The sequence below is a fragment of the Pseudomonas sp. MPC6 genome, assembly GCF_006094435.1.
Classification (GTDB): domain Bacteria; phylum Pseudomonadota; class Gammaproteobacteria; order Pseudomonadales; family Pseudomonadaceae; genus Aquipseudomonas.
Genome location: NZ_CP034783.1, coordinates 3805278 through 3823562 on the forward strand (window position 1 = coordinate 3805278; position 18285 = coordinate 3823562).

An 18285-nucleotide genomic window follows, 5' to 3' on the forward strand; every position below is an offset into this window, starting at 1 on the left:
GAAATAGGTCATTGGCCCGCTCCTGTCGATGGGCAACCGTCAGGCCTTCTCGACCAGCATGCGGCCGACCATTTCCATGTGCAGCGCATGGCAGAACCAGCTGCAGTAGAACCAGTGCAACCCCGGTTTGTCGGCGACAAAGGTGATCGAGGACGTCTGCTGCGGGCTGATCTCCATGCTCACCCCGTGATTGGTCATGACAAAACCGTGGGTCACGTCTTCGATCTGGTCGATGTTGGTGATGGTCACGGTGACTTCGTCACCCTGCTTGACGGTGAACTCCGGCAAGCCGTAGGCCGGGGCCATCGAGGTCATGTAGACCCGGACCTTCTTGCCGTCGCGGATGACCTTGTTGTCGGTCTCCAGCTTGATCCCGTCCTTGGCGGCGATGGCCACGGTTTCGGCAAAAAACGGGTCGTTGCGGTCCCAGATTTTCTTGGTCTTGATCTGGTCGCGCCGGGCCATGATGCAATCGTGGGGTTCGGCGAAGGCCGGGCCGTCGTGCACCAGCTTCATCTCGTCGCCGGAGATATCGATCAACTGATCGTTTTCCGGGTGCAGCGGGCCGGTCGGCAGGAAGCGGTCCTTGGAGAATTTGCTCAGGACCATCAGCCATTTGCCGTCGGCCTCGCTGGTTTCGGTCAGCGATGCATGGTTGTGCCCCGGCTGGTACTGCACATCGAGCTTCTGCTTGATGTAGTTGACCTTCTCGCCGGTGTAGGCGCGAACGGCTTCTTCCACGTTCCACTTCACCACCTGGCTGTCGATAAACAGCGTGGTGTAGGCGTTGCCGCGACCGTCGTAGGTGGTGTGCAGCGGGCCCAGGCCCAGTTCCGGCTCGCCGACCACCACCTCGCGCGGGTCCTTGAACCTGTCGTTGAACAGATCGTCGAGCTTGGCGGTGGCAATGATGGTGCAGGTCGGCGAAAGCTTGCCGGCAGCAATGAAATACTTGCCATCGGGCGTCATATTGATCCCGTGAGGGTTCTTCGGCACCGGGATGTAGCGGGTGAATTCGCTGTCCTTGCCTGCGGTTTTTCGACCGTCGACCACCGGCACTTTCGCGTCGCCCAGGGTGATGAACTTGCCGGCCTTGATCGCCGCTTCGATGCGCGGGATGTTGAACACCACCACCCAGTCGCGCTCGTTGCGCATCATGCCGCCGAGGTCGTAGGCCTTCTCCGAGTTGTAGCAGGTCGAGGCCGCGTACTTGCCGGTGTAGTCGGCATCGGTGTTGTCCAGGTTGCCGTCAACGATGACCTGAAAGGCCATCTCCATCTTCTCGGCATCGATGGCGTTGAACATCGTGTAGCTGTTCTTGTCCTGCAGGTCGAAGGTGCTGCCGTCATTAGGATGCGGAATCACGAACTCGGCGTTGGCGAACACGTACTTTGTGTGGGGCATTTTCTGCAGGCGCAGACCGTGCACGGCCTGCACATTCGGCACGGTGAGCATCTTGTCGCACTTCATCACATCCAGGCGGATGCGCGCGACCCGGCTGTTGGCCTTGTCATTGATGAACAGGTACTTGCCATCGTACTTGCCATCGGTCATGGACAAATGCGGGTGGTGGCAGTCGCCGTTCTGGAAGTGGGCGCTGTCGCCCATGATCCGCTTGCTTTCGTTGGTCAGGCCCCAGCCGGTGGCGGAATCGACGTTGAACACCGGGATGCGCAACAGTTCACGCATCGACGGAATGCCCATGATCCGCACCTCGCCCTGGTGACCGCCACTCCAGAAACCATAGTAGTCGTCCAGATCCCCCGGTCCCACGTGGATCTTCGACTTCGACTCCTTGGCTGCCGCCGCCCAGGATTCACGAGTGAAGACTGCGCCGCCGATGGCCGTGGCACCGGCCAGCACCGCACCGGTCACTGCACTGGTGCCGAGGAAACCACGCCGGCTCAGGCCGGTCGGTTCCGTTGCCTCGGCTGGTAATGTGGATTCTGTGTCGTTCATGAGGTGCTCCTTGGAGGAATAAAATCAGTCACAGGGGCCGTGAATTCGCGGGGTTCAGCCGTCACTTCCACGACAGGTATGAGTTGCGCGCTGACCGGTGCGGCCTTGCCGCGTTGTTTCTTGCGTTTGTTGATCAGCGGCGGGCATTTGTGATCGTTGTTCCAGGTCATCTGGCAATCGAGGCAGTAGTGGCACTCGTTGGCATTGATCCGGCCATCGGGATGGATTGCCTGGATCTCGCATTCTTTGGCGCAGAGCTGGCAAGGGTCGCCGCACTCCTTGCGGCGCTTGAGCCAGTCGAACAGCCGCAGTTTGGTGGGAATCGCCAGCGCCGCGCCCAACGGGCAGATGTAGCGGCAATAGACTTTGCGCGTGAAGATATTGATCACCAGCAGCGCCACCGCGTAGAGCACGAACCACCACTGGCGGTCGAACCTTAAGGTGATGGCGGTCTTGAAGGGTTCCACTTCAGCGAACAGTTCGGCCGTGGCCATCGACTCCAGGGAGACGCCGAACAGCGCCAGCAGGATGATGTACTTGATCGCCCACAGCCGCTCATGGACCGCGAACGGCAGTTCATATTGGGGAATCTTCAGCTTGCGCGCGGCTTCGTTGATCAATTCCTGCAAGGCGCCGAACGGGCACAGCCAGCCGCAGAACACGCCACGGCCCCACAGCAGAATGCTGGCGGCGGTGAACACCCAGAGCATGAAGATCAGCGGATCGGTGAGAAACAGTTCCCAGCGGAAGTTCTCGAACAGGGCATGGACGAAGGTCAGCACGTTGACCACCGACAGCTGCCCCAGGGCGTACCAGCCGATGAACACCACGGTAAACACCAGGTAGCCGCGGCGCAGCCAATGCAGAAAGTGCGGCCGGCGAGTGAAGGTGTCCTGCAGGAACAGAATCGTCGTCAGCAGCAGCAGCGCCACGCCGAGCACCATGATCTGGAACTGTTTCTGGTACCAGATGGTCACCCACATCGGCCGGCCGGCTTCTTCGATGGCTGCCAATTCTTCGGCGCTGGGCAATGGCCGTTCCAGGTAAGGCTCGGGCATCTGGTATGGCAGTTCGAAACTGCTGAAGGTGCCGCTGACCGGACCGGTCTGACGGCGCACCAGCAATTCCAGGGTCCAGGCGGCTCCCGGATCGAACCTGGCCGGTTCACGCACGATGAAAATCGACATCTCATCGAACTCGGGGATACCCTCGGCGAAGACGTCGTCGAGCCGTTGATGGTCCATGTCGCGAAAGCTGATGACGTTGCCGAACTGGCGCAGTTGCACCCGGTCGAAGATCCCGCCGCGCACATAACCCGAACCCTTGTAGGAGAACAGCCCACGGCCCAGCACGGCGATGGCCTGCTCGCCCGGCTTGAGTTCCTGCATGAGAAACCGGTACTGGTTGTCGCCCAGCAGGTTGCGGCCGATGGTCGGCGGGTTCAGGTCGGCGACGTAGAGTTCGATGAAGGTGTCGTCGACCTGTTCGGCACTGGCGTTGTCGATGCCTTCGGCTTCGGTGCCCTTGAAAGCGGCGTCGACCTGGCCACGGGTCAGGTTCAGGCGGCGGATCGCGCCGTTGCCGGTCAGCTGCTCCCAGGTGGCGGCTTCGAAAATGTCCTGGCGTACGGTGGCAGGTTTCTGCGCGTGGCCGGTCTGGTCCTCGACCAGTTTCAGCGATACAGCCACCTCGTGGGCGGCGCGCATGATCACCTCGTTGACCACCATCGCCGTGACGGTCGCCCCCGCGATGGCATCCACGGTGACGGCATTCGGGTCGCTGGAGTGGCCGACGACCACCCGCTGGCTGACCTTGATGTCCTTGTATTTGGCACTGAAGGCATGAAGTTTTGCTTCGGGAATCCCGATCAGCAGGATCGGTTCGTGGTGCTCCAGGACATAGGCGTCCTTGATCACCCCCGCCGGGTCGAGGATCACCTGGGTGTTGATCGGCTTGCCCGAATAGGCCGGAATATCCACCACATCCAGGCTTTGGAACACATAACCGGTGACGGTGCCGGCCGTTGACAGGGTACGCACCTTGAACGGGCCTTCGGGGGCGGATACCGAGTCGGTCAAGGGGAAGGTTTTTTCGATGCGCTGTTGCTCGATGCCCCCGTATTCCTTGGCCTGAACCGCGCCAATGGTGGCGGCTAGCAGTACGAGCGTCAGCACGACGCACCACTCGCGCAGGCTGCGCAGGTGGCGATGGATCGATGGCTGATGGAGGGTCATGGTTGGCCGAAATCAAGAGGGCTTCCGGTCATGTTAGGGAGCGCTGCGCCCCCTGCCCTTGATTGAAATCAACTTCAGAAAATAGCGGCCGGGGGCACGCGCCAACGCCTCAGACAGTGCGGGAAAACAGGCCTTTTTGCTCAGCCCCCAGATAGGCGTCAAACGCCATCGCGGCACTGCGCATCATCAGATGCCCCTGTGGCAACAGCAGCAGTTCATCGCGGTGAACCAGCAGCAATCCGTCCCGTACATGTTCGTCCAACTGTGCCAGCGCCTCGGCAAAATACTCGGTAAAACAGATGCCATGACGCCGCTCGAACTTGCCGAAATCAATCCGGCCGTGGCACATCAGGTCGCCGATCACCTCTCGGCGCAGCAGGTCGTCGGCGTTCAAGCGGTAGCCCCGATGCACCGGCAATAGACCTTGATCGATTCGGGCGTAGTACTGCGAAAGCTCCTTGACGCTCTGGCTGTAGCTGTCGCCGACATTGCCGATCGACGATACGCCGAGGCCGATAAGGTCGCAGTCGGCATGGGTCGAGTAGCCCTGGAAGTTGCGTTGCAGGGTGCCGTTGGCGCGGGCCAGGGCGAGTTCGTCGTCCGGCAAGGCGAAGTGGTCCATGCCGATATAGACGTAACCGGCCGCGGTCAGTCGGCGGATGGTCAGCTCGAGCAATTCCAGCTTGCGCTCCGGCGGCGGCATGTCTTCCTGGCGGATCAAGCGTTGCGCACGCACCATCTGCGGCAGGTGGGCGTAGCTGTAGGCGGCGATACGGTCCGGGCGCAGGGCAATGATCTTGCCCAGGGTCACATCGAAACTGGCCACGGTCTGCAACGGCAGCCCATAGATCAGATCGACGCTGACCGACTTGAATCGCGCCTCGCGAGCAGCGGCGACCAGCGCATAGATCTGTTCTTCGCTTTGGGTACGATTGACCGCAGCCTGCACGTCCGGATCGAAATCCTGCACGCCGAAGCTCAGGCGATTGAAGCCCAGTTGGCGCAGCGACTGGATCTGTTCGGTGCTGATGGTGCGCGGATCGACCTCGATGGAAAACTCATGGTCGTCGCTGTCGTCCAGGTTGAACGCCTGGTGCAGGCAGTCCATCAGGTCCGCCAGCTGTTCGCTGGTCAGGTAGGTCGGTGTGCCGCCGCCCAGGTGCAGCTGCGTGAGTTTGCGGGTGTTGTCGAACAAGGCCGCCTGCATCGCGATTTCACGCTTGAGGTACGTCAGGTACTCGACGGCGCGATGGGTTTTCTGGGTAATGATTTTGTTGCAGGCGCAGTAATAACACAGGCTTTTGCAGAATGGGATGTGGATGTACACCGACAGCGGTTTGGGCACCGCCACCTGATTGCTGGCGCGCGCGGCCGTTTGATAGTCGTCCACGGCAAACGCCTGGTGAAACTGCGGCGCGGTGGGGTACGACGTATAGCGCGGCCCGGGGCGGTCATACTTCTCGACCAGGGCTCGATTGAAATCGAATGCAGGCTTCATGATCAATCTACTCGCAGGTGGGTCAATGCCATGCCGCGCTTGACCCCTTTTCAAACAAGTTGCAGATGGCATCCACGTCCGGCCGACCGGCGGGGAGAATGCTGATGAAACGGTCCGACAGCTCGATCAACCCATCATGACCCAATTGCTCGAGCAACGGCCAGATCGAGGAAAAATACCTGGAGAAGACCAGGCCGTAACGGCGCTCGATGGCGTGGATATCCAGTTCCTGGTCACAAGCCAGCCGCTCCATGACCAACTGCCTGATCTGATCCCCGGCCTCGAAGCGCCAGCCCCGGGACGTCGGCAACTGCCCGCAGTCCAGATGCTGCTGATAAGGCTCGACTGCTTCGGCGTTTTGCGTATACAGATCGTCGATCTGACCGATGGCCCCCAAGCCGAACCCGAGATGATCGCAATAACCGTGACGGCTGAAACCGTCGCAGGTGCGCCGTAGCCGGCCTCGCTCCTGGGCGATCGCCAGGTCATCGTCGGGCCGCACGAATTGCCCCAGGCCGATGTAGTGATAACCCGCGCCAATCAACTGATCGAAGCAGATCTGGCGCATCGCGCCTTTATCCTCCTGGCTGCATAGCGCCCTGCCCCTGGCGCCGGGCATCGGCCGGTAACGTCGAGGTGGCCGGGCATAGTCGAACACCAGCAGCCTGTCTGGTTCCAGCTCGATAATGGTCGCCAGTTTCTGCGCAAAGCTGTCCGGGGTCTGCCAGGCATGACCGAAACCCAGGTCGACGTTGACGGAGCGAAAGCCGAAGGTGCGCGCAGCATCGATCAGTGAATGAATCGGCGCCGGGTTCTGGTAGCAGGCCACCGACATGTCAGTGTCGCGGTCGATATCCGGAACGCCGATGCTGACGTGGTTGAAGCCCTGGTCGCGCAACGCGCCCATGGTCGACCAATCGGTATGATGAAGATCCACCTCGACACTGTAGTCGCCGCACTCATGTTCGAGAAAATTGAACCGGCCACGCAGATGCGCCATCAGCCGCTGCAGATGAACGATGGTGGGGGTGGCGCCGCCCAGATGAAACTGCTCGACCCGCTGCTCTGCACCCAGGTGGCAGCCGACGAGGTCGATTTCCTTTTCCAGGCGCTGAAGATACTGCTCGATACCGCCGTGCTCGCAAGCGATCTCACGTGGGGAACAGAACGACGGCGTGAGCCTGGACGGCAGTTGCACGTTCAGGGCCAGCGGGCGGCGCTTCTGGCGACTGACGCGCAAGGCCCGCAACAGGTCCAGCGAGCCGATGCCCGCATGAAACTTTTGCGTGTCGGCATGGCAGTTGGGGTCGAGTACGCCCTGATCGCACCGGGCGCTCTCGCCTGGGGCGTGAAAGAAATCGAGCATGGCGGGTCTCCGTGACGGGCTGCGAATCACAGTGTCCGGGCTTGACGCTCAATGCTCCTTGATTTGCATCAAGCTCGAGCGAAGTGGCGGGTCCTACAGGGGATCGGTGGCGTTCGCCGATTTCGTGGCCACATACCGATCCCCTGTAGGAGCCGGCTTGCCGGCGAAGGCGGCGTCACATGCAGCAGAGTTGTTGGCTGACAGACCGCTTTCGCTGGCAAGCCAGCTCCTACAGGGGATCGGTGGAGCCCACCGAGTTTGTGCCCCTGGCGATCACCATGTCAGGTAGAACATACCTTTGGCCAACAGCACGATAACGACCATGTGGCAGAACAGGCTGGCGTGGATGAAGCGCAAGTAGCGCGCATTCATCCGGCCGCTCTTGAACAGGAACATGGCTGTCAGGAAATGCAGGAGCACGCTGGCGGCGACCGCGATTTTCAACGCCAGCAAGGTGCCGAACGATGAAGCCAGGGGCGCCGCGAGGGCTGGCAGGTAACGCAGCCAGACCATGCCCAGCCCCGCGCCGAACAACACCAGCAACACCCACGGCATCAGGCTGCGGGCGCGGCGGCCGATCCCCTGTTCGACCAGCAGCATCACTCTGGCGGGCAGCTGTTTGCGGATGCTTTCCAGAAACAGCACTTCGAAGAACACCGTGCCGATGAAGATCAGGGCGGCAAACAGATGCAGGGTCAGAATCAGCGGATAGATCATGATGAGCGCCACTGGCGGGGTGTCTCTGCAGACTACACAGCCGAACACCCCACCCGGTTGACACCGATCAAGAAAGCCTTGCACCCTGCCGCCACGCCAATCAATGCCCGCGAATGTAATGCTCCAATTGCCGAATCAAATCGGCCTGCTCGACGATGGCTTCCTTGACCAGATCACCGATCGACAACAGTCCGATCAGTTCCCCGCCCTCCACCACCGGCAGGTGGCGCAGGTGGCTGTCGGTCATGACCGCCATGCACCGCTCGATGCTGTGCTGGCTGTCCGCCGTGACTACCGGCGCACTCATGATGGCCCTGACCGGGGTGCCGACCGACGAGCGTCCCAGCAGCACCACCTTGCGTGCGTAGTCGCGCTCGCTGATCACGCCCACCACCTGCCCGTCTTCAATGACCGGCAGCGCGCCGACGTTCTTTTCGGCCATGATCTTCAGCGCTTCAAGGACCATCACGTCTGGTGCGACGCTATGCACCTGGCGGTTTTGCACTACCTTCAGCTTGAGTAACTGTGCGGCTGTTTTCATAAGAGTCTCCGATTCTGTTGCGCCCTGACCCGAAGGAGCGTGGCATCAAGCCACCCCCACCTCCACCACACCGCCATTCAAGCGCACCGGCCACACCCGCAGGCGCTGTTGCGGGTACTCCAGGCAACTGCCGTCCTCCAGGCGGAAGTGCTGCTTGTAGATCGGCGAGGCCACTACCAGGTCGCCCTTGATGCTGCCGACCAGGCCGCGGCCGATCACATTCGCGCCGGATTGCGGGTCATGGTTGTCGATGGCGTACAAGGTCTTGCCGTGAACGCTCGGCAGGTAGAACAGCGCCACTTGTGCGCCGTCGAGCCAGACGACCACGCCGGAGTTGCTGACCAGATCCTGTTGCCCGCACACCGTTTGCCAGACATCGGTGTGGGTCAGGGATGCGACACGCTGGGTAGTGGACTGGCTCATCAGACAATCTCCTCGATGACAGGGATAAGGTTGAGTTCGGCGGCCATGATCGGACGCCGCTGGCCGCGTTCCTGGACAAAGTGGATGTCCGGGTCCGGGCGTTTATCGTTGACGAAGGTGCGAAAGCGCTTGAGTTTTTCCGGGTCCTGGAGGGCGTTGGCCCATTCGCATTCATAACGATTGACCACCAACTGCATCTGCGACTCGAGTTCGGCGCCCAGGCCGAGGCTGTCGTGGATGATCACGTCCTTGAGGTAGTCCAGGCCGCCTTCCAGGCTTTCACGCCAGACCGAGGTGCGCTGCAGTTTGTCGGCAGTGCGGATGTAGAACATCAGGAAGCGGTCGATGTAGCGGATCAGGGTCGCATCGTCGAGGTCGGTGGCGAACAGCTCGGCGTGGCGCGGGCGCATGCCGCCGTTACCGGCAATGTAGAGGTTCCAGCCGTTCTCGGTGGCGATCACGCCGACGTCTTTGCTCTGGGCTTCGGCGCATTCCCGGGTGCAGCCGGAAACGGCGAACTTGAGCTTGTGCGGCGAGCGCAGGCCCTTGTAGCGGTCCTCGATGGTCAGGGCCATCTGCACGCTGTCCTGCACGCCATAACGGCACCAGGTACTGCCGACGCAGGACTTCACCGTGCGGGTCGACTTGCCGTAGGCGTGGCCGGTCTCGAAACCGGCTGCGATCAGCTCGGCCCAGATGTCCGGCAATTCGTGCAACTGCGCGCCAAACAGGTCGATGCGCTGGCCGCCGGTGATTTTGGTGTAGAGGTCGTATTTCTTCGCCACGACGCCGATCGCGATCAGCTTGTCGGCGCTGATTTCGCCGCCGGGAATACGTGGCACCACCGAATAGGTGCCGTTCTTCTGCATGTTGGCCATGAACGTGTCGTTGGTGTCCTGCAACGGCACCAGCGAGGCGTCCATGATCGGCTGGTTCCAGCATGAAGCGAGGATCGAACCCACCGCCGGTTTGCACACATCGCACCCGGTGTGGCCGCGGCCGTGTTTGGCCAGCAGTTCTTCAAAGGTGATCACCCCTTCTACCCGCACCAGTGCATACAGCTCCTGACGGGTATAGGCGAAGTGCTCGCACAGGCTTTTGTCGACACTGACGCCACGGGCAATCAATTCATGCTCGAACACCTGCTTGAGCAACCCGGCGCAACCGCCGCAACCGGTGCAGGCCTTGGTCTGCGCCTTGAGCAGGCCGAGGTCGGTGCAGCCGCCGTCGATGGCCGAGCAAATGGAACCCTTGGTGACGTTATGGCACGAGCACACCGTGGCCGACTCGGGCAACGCGCCCGGGCCCAGGGTCGGCGCGCCTGCGGATGATGGCAGAATCAGGCTGGCTGGCTCAGAAGGCAGCGCAATCGCGTTCTGCATGTATTGCAGCAGCGTGTCGTAGTAGCTGTTGTCGCCGACCAGCACCGCGCCGAGCACGTGCTTGCCCGTGGCGTCCACCACCAGGCGGCGATAGCTGGCGCTGGTTTCGTCGAGGAACTGATAGCTGCGTGCGCCCGGCGTGTTGCCGTGGGCATCGCCGATGGAGCCGACATCGACCCCCAGCAGTTTGAGTTTGGTCGACATGTCGGCGCCGGTGAACGGTTCCGCGACCTGGTGGCACAACCGCGCCGCGACGCTGCGCGCCATCTGGTAGCCGGGCGCGACCAGGCCGAACAGGCTGCCGTTCCAGGAAGCGCACTCGCCGATGGCGTAGATGTTCGGGTCGATGCTCAGGCAATGGTCGTCAATCACCACGCCACCGCGCGGGCCGATGTCCAGCGCGCATCGACGGGCCAGCGCATCCTGCGCACGGATACCGGCGGAGAACACCACCAGGTCGGTTTCGAGGCATTCGTCGTTGGCAAAATTCATCCGGTAGCGGTAGTCCTGACCCGCAGTGATCGATTGGGTGGCGCGGGACAGGTGCACACCGACGCCGAGCCGTTCGATTTGCGACTTGAGCGCCAGGCCGCCCATCTCGTCCAGCTGCACCGGCATCAAGCGCGGGGCGAACTCCACCACATGCGCTTCCAGGCCCAGGCTTTTCAGGGCGTTGGCGGCTTCAAGGCCGAGCAGGCCACCGCCGACCACCACGCCACGCCGGGCGTTGGCGGCCGCGGCACGGATCGCGTCGAGGTCTTCCAGGGTGCGGTAGACCAGGCGCGAGTCGCCCTCGGCGCCTTCGATCGGCGGCACGAAGGGATAGGAGCCCGTCGCCAGCACCAGCTTGTCGTAGGCGACGCAACCTTGCGCGGTGATCACCTGGCGGCGGCCGCGGTCGATTTCCAGCACCGGCACGCCCAGGTGCAGGGTCACGCCCGGGGTCTGGTACAGCGACGCATCGGACAGCGCCAGCGACTCGGCATCACGACCGGTGAAATATTCGGAAAGGTGCACACGGTCGTAGGCGCGCATCGGCTCCTCGCTGAACACATGCAGCCGATAGTGATCGAGGGCACCGCGCTCGATCAGCTGTTCGACACAATGATGTCCGACCATGCCATTGCCGATCACGACCAGCGTCTGCAGTTTGTTCAACGCGCCAACATTGGAATTCATAAGTAGCACCCGGCTAAAGCCCGTCACGGTTCAAAAATGCAAAAAAAAACGCCTGAAACCTTGCGGTTCCAGGCGTCTTTGCCTGTTCTTTTGCGGTGTTGAAACCAGACGTCTATGCCTGATTCACCGATGTTGCCCACGAATCGATCGTCGTTGACCGAGAGGGGCTGCCCACTCGACTGTATTCGCGGCGGGCCTGTAAAGGGCTATGCAGCGACTGTGCCAGATCGTGCAGACAGCGCTTTCAGGCCCGCGTACCGGGCACTTGGCGACGCAAGGGTACAGGGTCGGACACCGGCGGTTTTGCCTTCGCATAGTGCAGCGGTTGCATCAGGGCTTTATAAAAGTGCACGGATCACGCGCCGGCCAGCTCAACGGGGATTGAGCAGGGCCTCGCGCAACAGTCTGGCGGCGAGCCTGCTCGCGAATGCGGTGTGACGGGCGACATCGATGTTGGATGTACCGGCCTCTTCGCTGGCAAGCCAGCTCCTACATTTGAACTGCGCCGGGCGCAGTATCTGTGTACGACCCCAATCCCTTGATCTGCGCCGGGCGCAGTATTTGTGTACGACCCCGATCCCCTGTAGGAGCTGGCTTGCCAGCGAAAGCGGTGTGTCAGGCGACATTGATGCTGGATGTACCGGCCTCTTCGCTGGCAAGCCAGCTCCTACATTTGATCTGCGCCGGGCGCAGTATTTGTGTACGACCCCGATCCCCTGTAGGAGCTGGCTTGCCAGCGAAGGCGGCGTGTCAGGCGACATCGATGTTGGATGTACCGGCCTCTTCGCTGGCAAGCCAGCTCCTACATTTGATCTGCGCCGGGCGCAGTATCTGTGTACGACCCCGATCCCCTGATCTGCGCCGGGCGCAGTATCTGAGTACGACCCCGATCCCCTGATCTGCGCCGGGCGCGGTATCTGAGTACGACCCCGATCCCCTGTAGGAGCTGGCTTGCCAGCGAAGGCGGCGTGTCAGGCGACATCGATGTTGGATGTACTGGCCTCTTCGCTGGCAAGCCAGCTCCTACATTTTGACTTCGGTCCGAGCGCTGACATCGCGCAATAAAAAACGCCACTCCGAAAACGAGTGGCGTTTTTTATCCGGGCCATGCAGCCCTAGATCATCGGCGAACTACTGACCACCCGCAGCGCCAGTCCTTCATAGGCATCCAGGGTGATGGTGAACTCGCCCTCAGCGGTGAGATCGCCCTCGACCCGCTCATTGATGATGTCGACCACCGGCCCGGGCGCAATATTGGGCAGGTGCAGGGTTTCGGTGATCGGTGTCGAGCCGAAGTTCAGCGCGGTGATTTGCGTGCCTTTGCCGGCCGGCAACTCATGGACCATGATCAACAGCCCCGGATGCTCGACATCCGGCACCAGGATCTGGCGGCTGGCGGCGATATCGTAGGCGCGGCGCGCCGCGAGAATCTTCTGCAGCTGCGAGGCGAACGAATCCGGGTCGTCCAATTGACTGAGCAGGCTGCCATACAAGGTTTTCGCCCGCGGCATCTGCCCCGCCGACAGCGGTGCATCGGGATTGAGATCGACCAGGTCGTAGGCACCGCGATGAATCCAGCGGGTATCGCCGTCGAGCATCAAGTCCGCGACCTGCTCCGCCGGCAACGGCAGTGCACCCACCAGGTCCCAGCCCGACAGTGCGAACACCCCGGGTTGCATGGCGTTGTACATCACCAGCAGCAAATGAACCTGGCGGATCTGCTGGATATCCGCAGGGGTAATCGCGTCGAGGTCGCGAATGCCGAGCGCCGCGGTGATGATGCTGGCGGTGGTGCAGGACACGCCATTGGTGACGAACTTGAGGTTATAGGGCGCATGCTCACCGGCCAGGCGTTCGTACATCTGCTCGCGGATGTGCTCGCGCAAAATGTTGCCGGGAAAGGTCTGGCCCTGATAGAGGAAGGTGTCGTGGGCGTGCAGGGTCCAGAAATGCACCAGCTCCAGGGTCAGTTCGTCATGGTTCTGCAGGGCATGGATCAACGAGCCCGGGTCGATGCCGAGGTTGTGCATCTGACGCAGCATCAAACGCAAAAATTCGGTGTCGCCCATCAGCAACGCATGCTGGTAGGCCGGCCGGGTGATGAAGTCATACGACAGGTCGGCCCCACCGTGGGACATGGAAGCGATGTCGTCGACCGTCAGGTTCAACTCCTGAAAACTGAAGCCGCCAGCCTTACGAATCGCGCCGCCCAGCAACTGGTTGCCGGTGATCGACAAGGGGTGGCTTTCGGACCAGGCGGTGCCATCCAGCTTGCGTTCGACGCCGAGGAAACCGTTGGCGTCCAGGCGCAGGATCTTCGCGCCCATGACATCGATTGCATGCAGCGCGTCGCCGATGATCATCTGTTGCGCGGCGAAGGTCGGGTCCAGCCAGTTCAACGACGGTTGCCCCTCCTTGAAGTAATGCAGGTAAACCCAGCGACGCGGCTTGCCGTCGACCCCGATCACCACCGATGTCGCGCTCCAGTCGGTTTCCTTGACCCCGGGTTCGAAGAAGATCACCCGCTGCAACTGGCCGACGATGTAATGTTTGTCCCGCAGCATGTCGACCTGCGGCGGACTGAGGTTCTGCGCATCGCGCCCCTCGGCAATCTCCGGCAGCAACGGCCAGTCCTCTTCGCGGATTTCCACCATGTGGTAGAGCCCCGGATAGTCCTCATACGCCATCTCGGCCAGGCGAAAGTCCGCGCCTTTGCCCGTGTGCGAGGGGATTACGTCATCGATGATGACCGCGTTGTGCGCGGCGGCCATGCGGGTCAGCGCGTGAAGTTGCGCGTCGGTGCCCAGTTGCGGGTCGATGTCGAAGCTGATCCGGTCGAAATTGCCGTCGATCGTCGGGGTGAATTCAGTTCCCTTCAGGCCGCCAGAGCGTTTCAGCGGGCCATTGTGAATCCCCTGGATACCGATTTTCGACAGCGCGTGCCACAGGGCTTCATCACCCAGCGCTTCCAGCACGGTGCCCTCTTCCCGGGTGATGATGGATGCCGGGTACGCGGTGAACCAGACGGACGCCAGGGCCGAAGCATCACGGGGCCGCGTATGGGCATAGGGCTGTTGCCACAATCGACCTTGCCCGGAGTAAAGCCTGGCTCGCTGCCTTGCGGCATACAGCATGGATTGCTCGACCAACCAGGTCACTTGGTTCTTTTCAGCAGCCGTCATATAAACAATTACCTATTGTCGGGGTGAAACCGCAATCGGCCATTGCATCGGTATCAATGGCTCCGCTCGTCTTTATATGAGGCCCTGGCGTGGCATTCGTTGCATCACGGCGGTGTGATAGGCGCGCTGTCATGCCTGGCGAGGCGGGTCGGCCGGGCCAGAAGCCCGGCTTCAAGCGTCCCAAGCCGCCGGTGCATCCACGTCAATGGCATAGCGCGCAATGGCCTCGGCACAGACGCCGGCGTCGAGGCGGCCCTCGTGTACCAGTGCAGTCAGCGCACTCAAGACGAGCTGATAACGGTCCACTTCAAAAAACCTGCGCAGCTGGCTACGGGTATCGCTGCGACCAAAACCATCGGTGCCGAGCACGGTGTAAGGGGCCTTGAGGTAGCTTGCGATCAGCTGTGGCAAGGCGCGAACGTAATCGGTGCAGGCAATGATCGGTGCCGCGTCGTCGAGCGAGGCCTGGACATGGCTGCGGCGCGCGGGCTGTCCGGGGTGAAGGCGATTCCAGCGCTCCACTTCACGGGCATCCCGTGCCAGCTCGGAAAAGCTGGTAACGCTCCAGACCTGGCTGTCGACCTCCCAATCGCTGGCGAGCAACTCGGCGGCGGCCATCACTTCGCGCAGGATGGCGCCGGAGCCCAACAGCCGGACTGCGCCGCGCGCGCCCTCGCCTTGATGCCGGGCAAACAGGTACATGCCCTTGATAATCGCCTGTTCGACGCCTTCAGGCAGGGTGGGCTGCGGGTAGCTTTCGTTCATCAGGGTGACGTAATAAAACTCGTCGACCTGACGCTCCAGCATCTGGCGCATGCCGTGATCCAGGATCACCGCAAACTCACCGGCGAACGCGGGGTCGTAGGCACGGCAGTTGGGCACCATCGACGCCATCAAATGGCTGTTGCCGTCCTGATGCTGCAGGCCTTCGCCCCCCAGCGTCGTGCGTCCCGCGGTTGCGCCAAGCAGGAACCCGCGAGCCCGCTGATCCGCTGCCGCCCAGATCAGATCGCCAACGCGCTGGAAGCCGAACATCGAGTAATAGATGTAGAACGGCAGCATCGGCAGGCCATGCACCGAATAGCTGGTCGCGGCGGCCACCCACGAACTGATGGCGCCGGCCTCGCTGATGCCCTCTTCGAGAATCTGGCCATTGAGGGCTTCGCGATAACTGAGGATCGAACCGATGTCCTCCGGTTCATAGCGCTGCCCCACGCTGGAATAGATACCGATCTGCTTGAACAGGCTGGCCATGCCGAAGGTCCGCGCCTCATCCGCCACGATCGGCACGATTCGCGGCCCCAGTGGCTTGTCCCGCAGCAGACCGCCGAGCATCCGCACGAAGGCCATGGTGGTGGACATTTCCTTGCCTTCGGCGGTGAGGGCAAACCCGGCGTAGCTGTGTACATCGGGCACGGCCAATGATGACTCGCAGGTCGCAGGCCGCGACGGCATGTACCCGCCCAATGCATGGCGGCGTTCATGCAAGTAGCGCATTTCCGCACTGTCTTGCTCGGGTTTGAAGAAGCTCAGCGAGATCGCCTGCTCATCGGTCAACGGCAGGTTGAAACGGTTGCGGAACGCGAGCACTGCCTCGTTATCGAGTTTCTTCTGCTGGTGCACGGTCATCTTGCCCTGCCCCGCAGCGCCCATACCGAAGCCTTTCTTGGTTTGCGCCAATATCACCGTGGGCTGCTTGCCCTCGCGCAGTGCACGTTGATACGCGGCAAAGATCTTGACCAGGTCGTGACCTCCGCGCTTGAGACGGTCGATCTGCTCGTCGGTCAGGCCCTCGGCCAACGCCGCCAACGCCTCGTTCTGGCCGAAGAATCGATCGCGGTTGAAGCGTCCGTCTTTTGCCGCGAATGTTTGAAACTGGCCATCGACGGTGCTGGACAATGCCTGGACCAGCGCGCCGTCGTTATCCCGGGCAAACAGTGCATCCCAGTCGGAGCCCCAGACCAGTTTGATGACATTCCAGCCGGCACCGCCAAACAGCGCCTCAAGCTCATCGATGATGCGCCCGTTGCCCCGGACCGGGCCGTCCAGGCGCTGCAGGTTGCAGTTGATCACCCAGACCAGATTATCCAGCCCTTCACGCGCCGCCAGCGTCAGGGCCGACATGCTTTCCGGCTCATCCATTTCACCGTCGCCGAACACCCCCCAGACGGTCCTTGCGCTGGTGTCTTGCAGGCCGCGGTGCTCCAGGTACCGCATGAAGCGCGCCTGGTAGATCGAATTGATCGGCCCGATCCCCATGGAGCCGGTCGGGAACTGCCAGAAGTCCGGCATCAGCCAGGGGTGCGGATAGCTCGACAACCCCCGGGCGCCGTTGGCGCGCGCGCCTATCTCCTGTCGATAGTGCTGCAGATCCTGTTCCGCCAACCGTCCCTCGAGAAAGGCCCGGGCGTAGACGCCAGGTGCCGAGCGCGGCTGGTAGAACACCAGGTCACCGCCGGACGTTTCGGTTCGGGCCTTGAAGAAGTGGTTGAAACCCACTTCGAACAGGTCCGCGGCACTCGCGTAACTGGCGATGTGGCCGCCCAGTTCGCCATAGGCGTGATTGGCCCTGGCAACCATGGCCAGGGCATTCCAGCGCATGATCGATGCCAGGCGCTCTTCGATGGCCAGGTCCCCTGGAAACACCGGTTGTTGTTCAACGCTGATGGTATTGATGTAGGGCGTGCCGTGACTGGGCCGCCAGCCGATGTCTGAAGCGCTTGCCACGGCCACCAGCATGTCCAGGATCTGCCTGGCCTGTGCGGTGCCGCCGTGCGCGATGACCGATAGCAACGCATCGCGCCATTCAGCGATTTCTTGAGCGTCTTCGGGGATCTGCCCCGGTAACCGGGTGTGAAGATCGGACGGGTTCATGGGCATCTCCCCGGGTCATGGTTGATTCAGTAACAGGATAGTCCTGACATGGCGTCAGAGCTGAAAGCCGTGCCCGATCAACCCCGCCAACACATCCCCCGCTTCACTCAATGTCCCCGGGGCCAGCATCAGTCGCAGTTCATGCACCGGCAATTCAGGCAACCCGTCCGCCGTGGTCAATACGCGCATGCCTGGCCGCACTTGGGCGCGGTCGACGATGCCGACGGCCAGTCCGGCTTCTATGGCGGTTTCCAGGGCGGTGACCCCGGCACTCATGATGACCACCCGCCAGCGTCGGCCCAGTCGGCTAAGCGCGTCTATCGCGACACTTCGATACGGACAGCCCTTGCCGTGCAAAGCCAGCGGCACCGGCCTGGCGAGATCCAGCCGATAGTCGTGGGCGGCGACCCAGACGGGTTGGGTGATGCCCAAGGTCTTTATGCAGCGCGCCTCGGCTGCAGTCGCCTCAACCGGCTCCACCAGCAACGCCAGATCCAGTTGCCCGCGCTGCAGGCGAGTGTTCAAGCGTCCGCTGGAACCGGTTTCGACCTCCAGCTCAATGTGGGGAAAGTCCGCGGTCAAATGCGGCAGCGTACAGCCCAGTACCGCACCCGCGTACTCTTCGGAGATGCCCAGCCTGACCCGGCCACTGGCCACCGGCGTGCTGAAGCTGGCGAGCATCCGGTCGTGCAGCAACAGGAGCTCGGCGCTTTGCAGGGCGAAGCGACGGCCCAGGGGAGTCAGGTTGACCGTCTGGTTGTCACGCTCCAGCAAGCGCCCCCCTGCCAGGGCTTCCAGGCGCCGCACATGCAGACTGACCGCCGATGGGCTTTTGTTCAAAAAGCTCGAAGCCGCCAGGAACTGCCCAAAGCGCACGATCGCATGAAAGGTGCGCAGCAGTTCAATATCGATCGTTTCGGCCATGATTGA

General features: G+C 61.9%; 11 protein-coding genes. All 11 read right to left on the reverse strand.

Annotation, left to right across the window (positions count from 1 at the left end):
* Positions 1–39: 39 nt before the first annotated feature.
* Positions 40–1959, reverse strand: a complete 1920-nt coding sequence (gene nosZ / locus ELQ88_RS19615) for a TAT-dependent nitrous-oxide reductase (protein ID WP_138967126.1) — start codon at positions 1957–1959, stop codon at positions 40–42.
* Positions 1956–4193: a NosR/NirI family protein gene (locus ELQ88_RS19620; RefSeq protein ID WP_138967128.1), complete on the reverse strand. Its 2238-nt coding sequence runs from the start codon at positions 4191–4193 to the stop codon at positions 1956–1958. Before ELQ88_RS19620 ends, nosZ begins: the two co-directional genes overlap by 4 nt.
* Positions 4194–4302: 109 nt before the next feature.
* Entirely contained in the window at positions 4303–5691 is a 1389-nt protein-coding gene (hemN, locus tag ELQ88_RS19625; protein WP_138967129.1) for an oxygen-independent coproporphyrinogen III oxidase, read from the reverse strand.
* 22 nt (positions 5692–5713) lie between these two features.
* Positions 5714–7057, reverse strand: a complete 1344-nt coding sequence (locus tag ELQ88_RS19630) for a coproporphyrinogen III oxidase (RefSeq protein ID WP_138967131.1) — start codon at positions 7055–7057, stop codon at positions 5714–5716.
* Positions 7058–7330: 273 nt separating this feature from the next.
* Complete coding sequence (locus ELQ88_RS19635) at positions 7331–7774, reverse strand: hypothetical protein (protein WP_138967133.1); 444 nt, start codon at positions 7772–7774, stop codon at positions 7331–7333.
* A gap of 100 nt (positions 7775–7874) precedes the next feature.
* Positions 7875–8315, reverse strand: a complete 441-nt coding sequence (locus tag ELQ88_RS19640) for a CBS domain-containing protein (RefSeq protein ID WP_138967135.1) — start codon at positions 8313–8315, stop codon at positions 7875–7877.
* A gap of 45 nt (positions 8316–8360) precedes the next feature.
* Positions 8361–8738: a nitrite reductase small subunit NirD gene (gene nirD / locus ELQ88_RS19645; protein ID WP_128869658.1), complete on the reverse strand. Its 378-nt coding sequence runs from the start codon at positions 8736–8738 to the stop codon at positions 8361–8363.
* A complete protein-coding gene (gene nirB / locus ELQ88_RS19650) occupies positions 8738–11299 on the reverse strand; it encodes a nitrite reductase large subunit NirB (protein WP_138967137.1) in 2562 nt (853 codons plus the stop codon). The genes nirD and nirB overlap by 1 nt, the downstream gene beginning before the upstream one ends.
* A 1115-nt stretch (positions 11300–12414) precedes the next feature.
* Positions 12415–14481, reverse strand: coding sequence for a maltose alpha-D-glucosyltransferase (gene treS / locus ELQ88_RS19665; protein ID WP_138967139.1), 2067 nt, complete (start codon positions 14479–14481; stop codon positions 12415–12417).
* 171 nt (positions 14482–14652) lie between these two features.
* Positions 14653–17355, reverse strand: a complete 2703-nt coding sequence (mdeB, locus tag ELQ88_RS19670; RefSeq protein WP_138967141.1) for an alpha-ketoglutarate dehydrogenase — start codon at positions 17353–17355, stop codon at positions 14653–14655.
* Between the two features lie 54 nt (positions 17356–17409).
* The gene (locus tag ELQ88_RS19675; protein WP_138967143.1) at positions 17410–18279 is read right to left on the reverse strand and encodes a LysR family transcriptional regulator; all 870 of its coding nucleotides are present in this window, start codon (positions 18277–18279) and stop codon (positions 17410–17412) included.
* Positions 18280–18285 lie beyond the last annotated feature (6 nt).

Excerpts from the sequence above, each read along its gene's own strand:
- nosZ (WP_138967126.1), bottom strand. The coding sequence starts at position 1,959 with ATGAACGACACAGAATCCACATTACCAGCCGAGGCAACGGAACCGACC.
- ELQ88_RS19620 (WP_138967128.1), bottom strand. The coding sequence starts at position 4,193 with ATGACCCTCCATCAGCCATCGATCCATCGCCACCTGCGCAGCCTGCGC.
- hemN (WP_138967129.1), bottom strand. The coding sequence starts at position 5,691 with ATGAAGCCTGCATTCGATTTCAATCGAGCCCTGGTCGAGAAGTATGAC.
- ELQ88_RS19630 (WP_138967131.1), bottom strand. The coding sequence starts at position 7,057 with ATGCTCGATTTCTTTCACGCCCCAGGCGAGAGCGCCCGGTGCGATCAG.
- ELQ88_RS19635 (WP_138967133.1), bottom strand. The coding sequence starts at position 7,774 with ATGATCTATCCGCTGATTCTGACCCTGCATCTGTTTGCCGCCCTGATC.
- ELQ88_RS19640 (WP_138967135.1), bottom strand. The coding sequence starts at position 8,315 with ATGAAAACAGCCGCACAGTTACTCAAGCTGAAGGTAGTGCAAAACCGC.
- nirD (WP_128869658.1), bottom strand. The coding sequence starts at position 8,738 with ATGAGCCAGTCCACTACCCAGCGTGTCGCATCCCTGACCCACACCGAT.
- nirB (WP_138967137.1), bottom strand. The coding sequence starts at position 11,299 with ATGAATTCCAATGTTGGCGCGTTGAACAAACTGCAGACGCTGGTCGTG.
- treS (WP_138967139.1), bottom strand. The coding sequence starts at position 14,481 with ATGACGGCTGCTGAAAAGAACCAAGTGACCTGGTTGGTCGAGCAATCC.
- mdeB (WP_138967141.1), bottom strand. The coding sequence starts at position 17,355 with ATGAACCCGTCCGATCTTCACACCCGGTTACCGGGGCAGATCCCCGAA.
- ELQ88_RS19675 (WP_138967143.1), bottom strand. The coding sequence starts at position 18,279 with ATGGCCGAAACGATCGATATTGAACTGCTGCGCACCTTTCATGCGATC.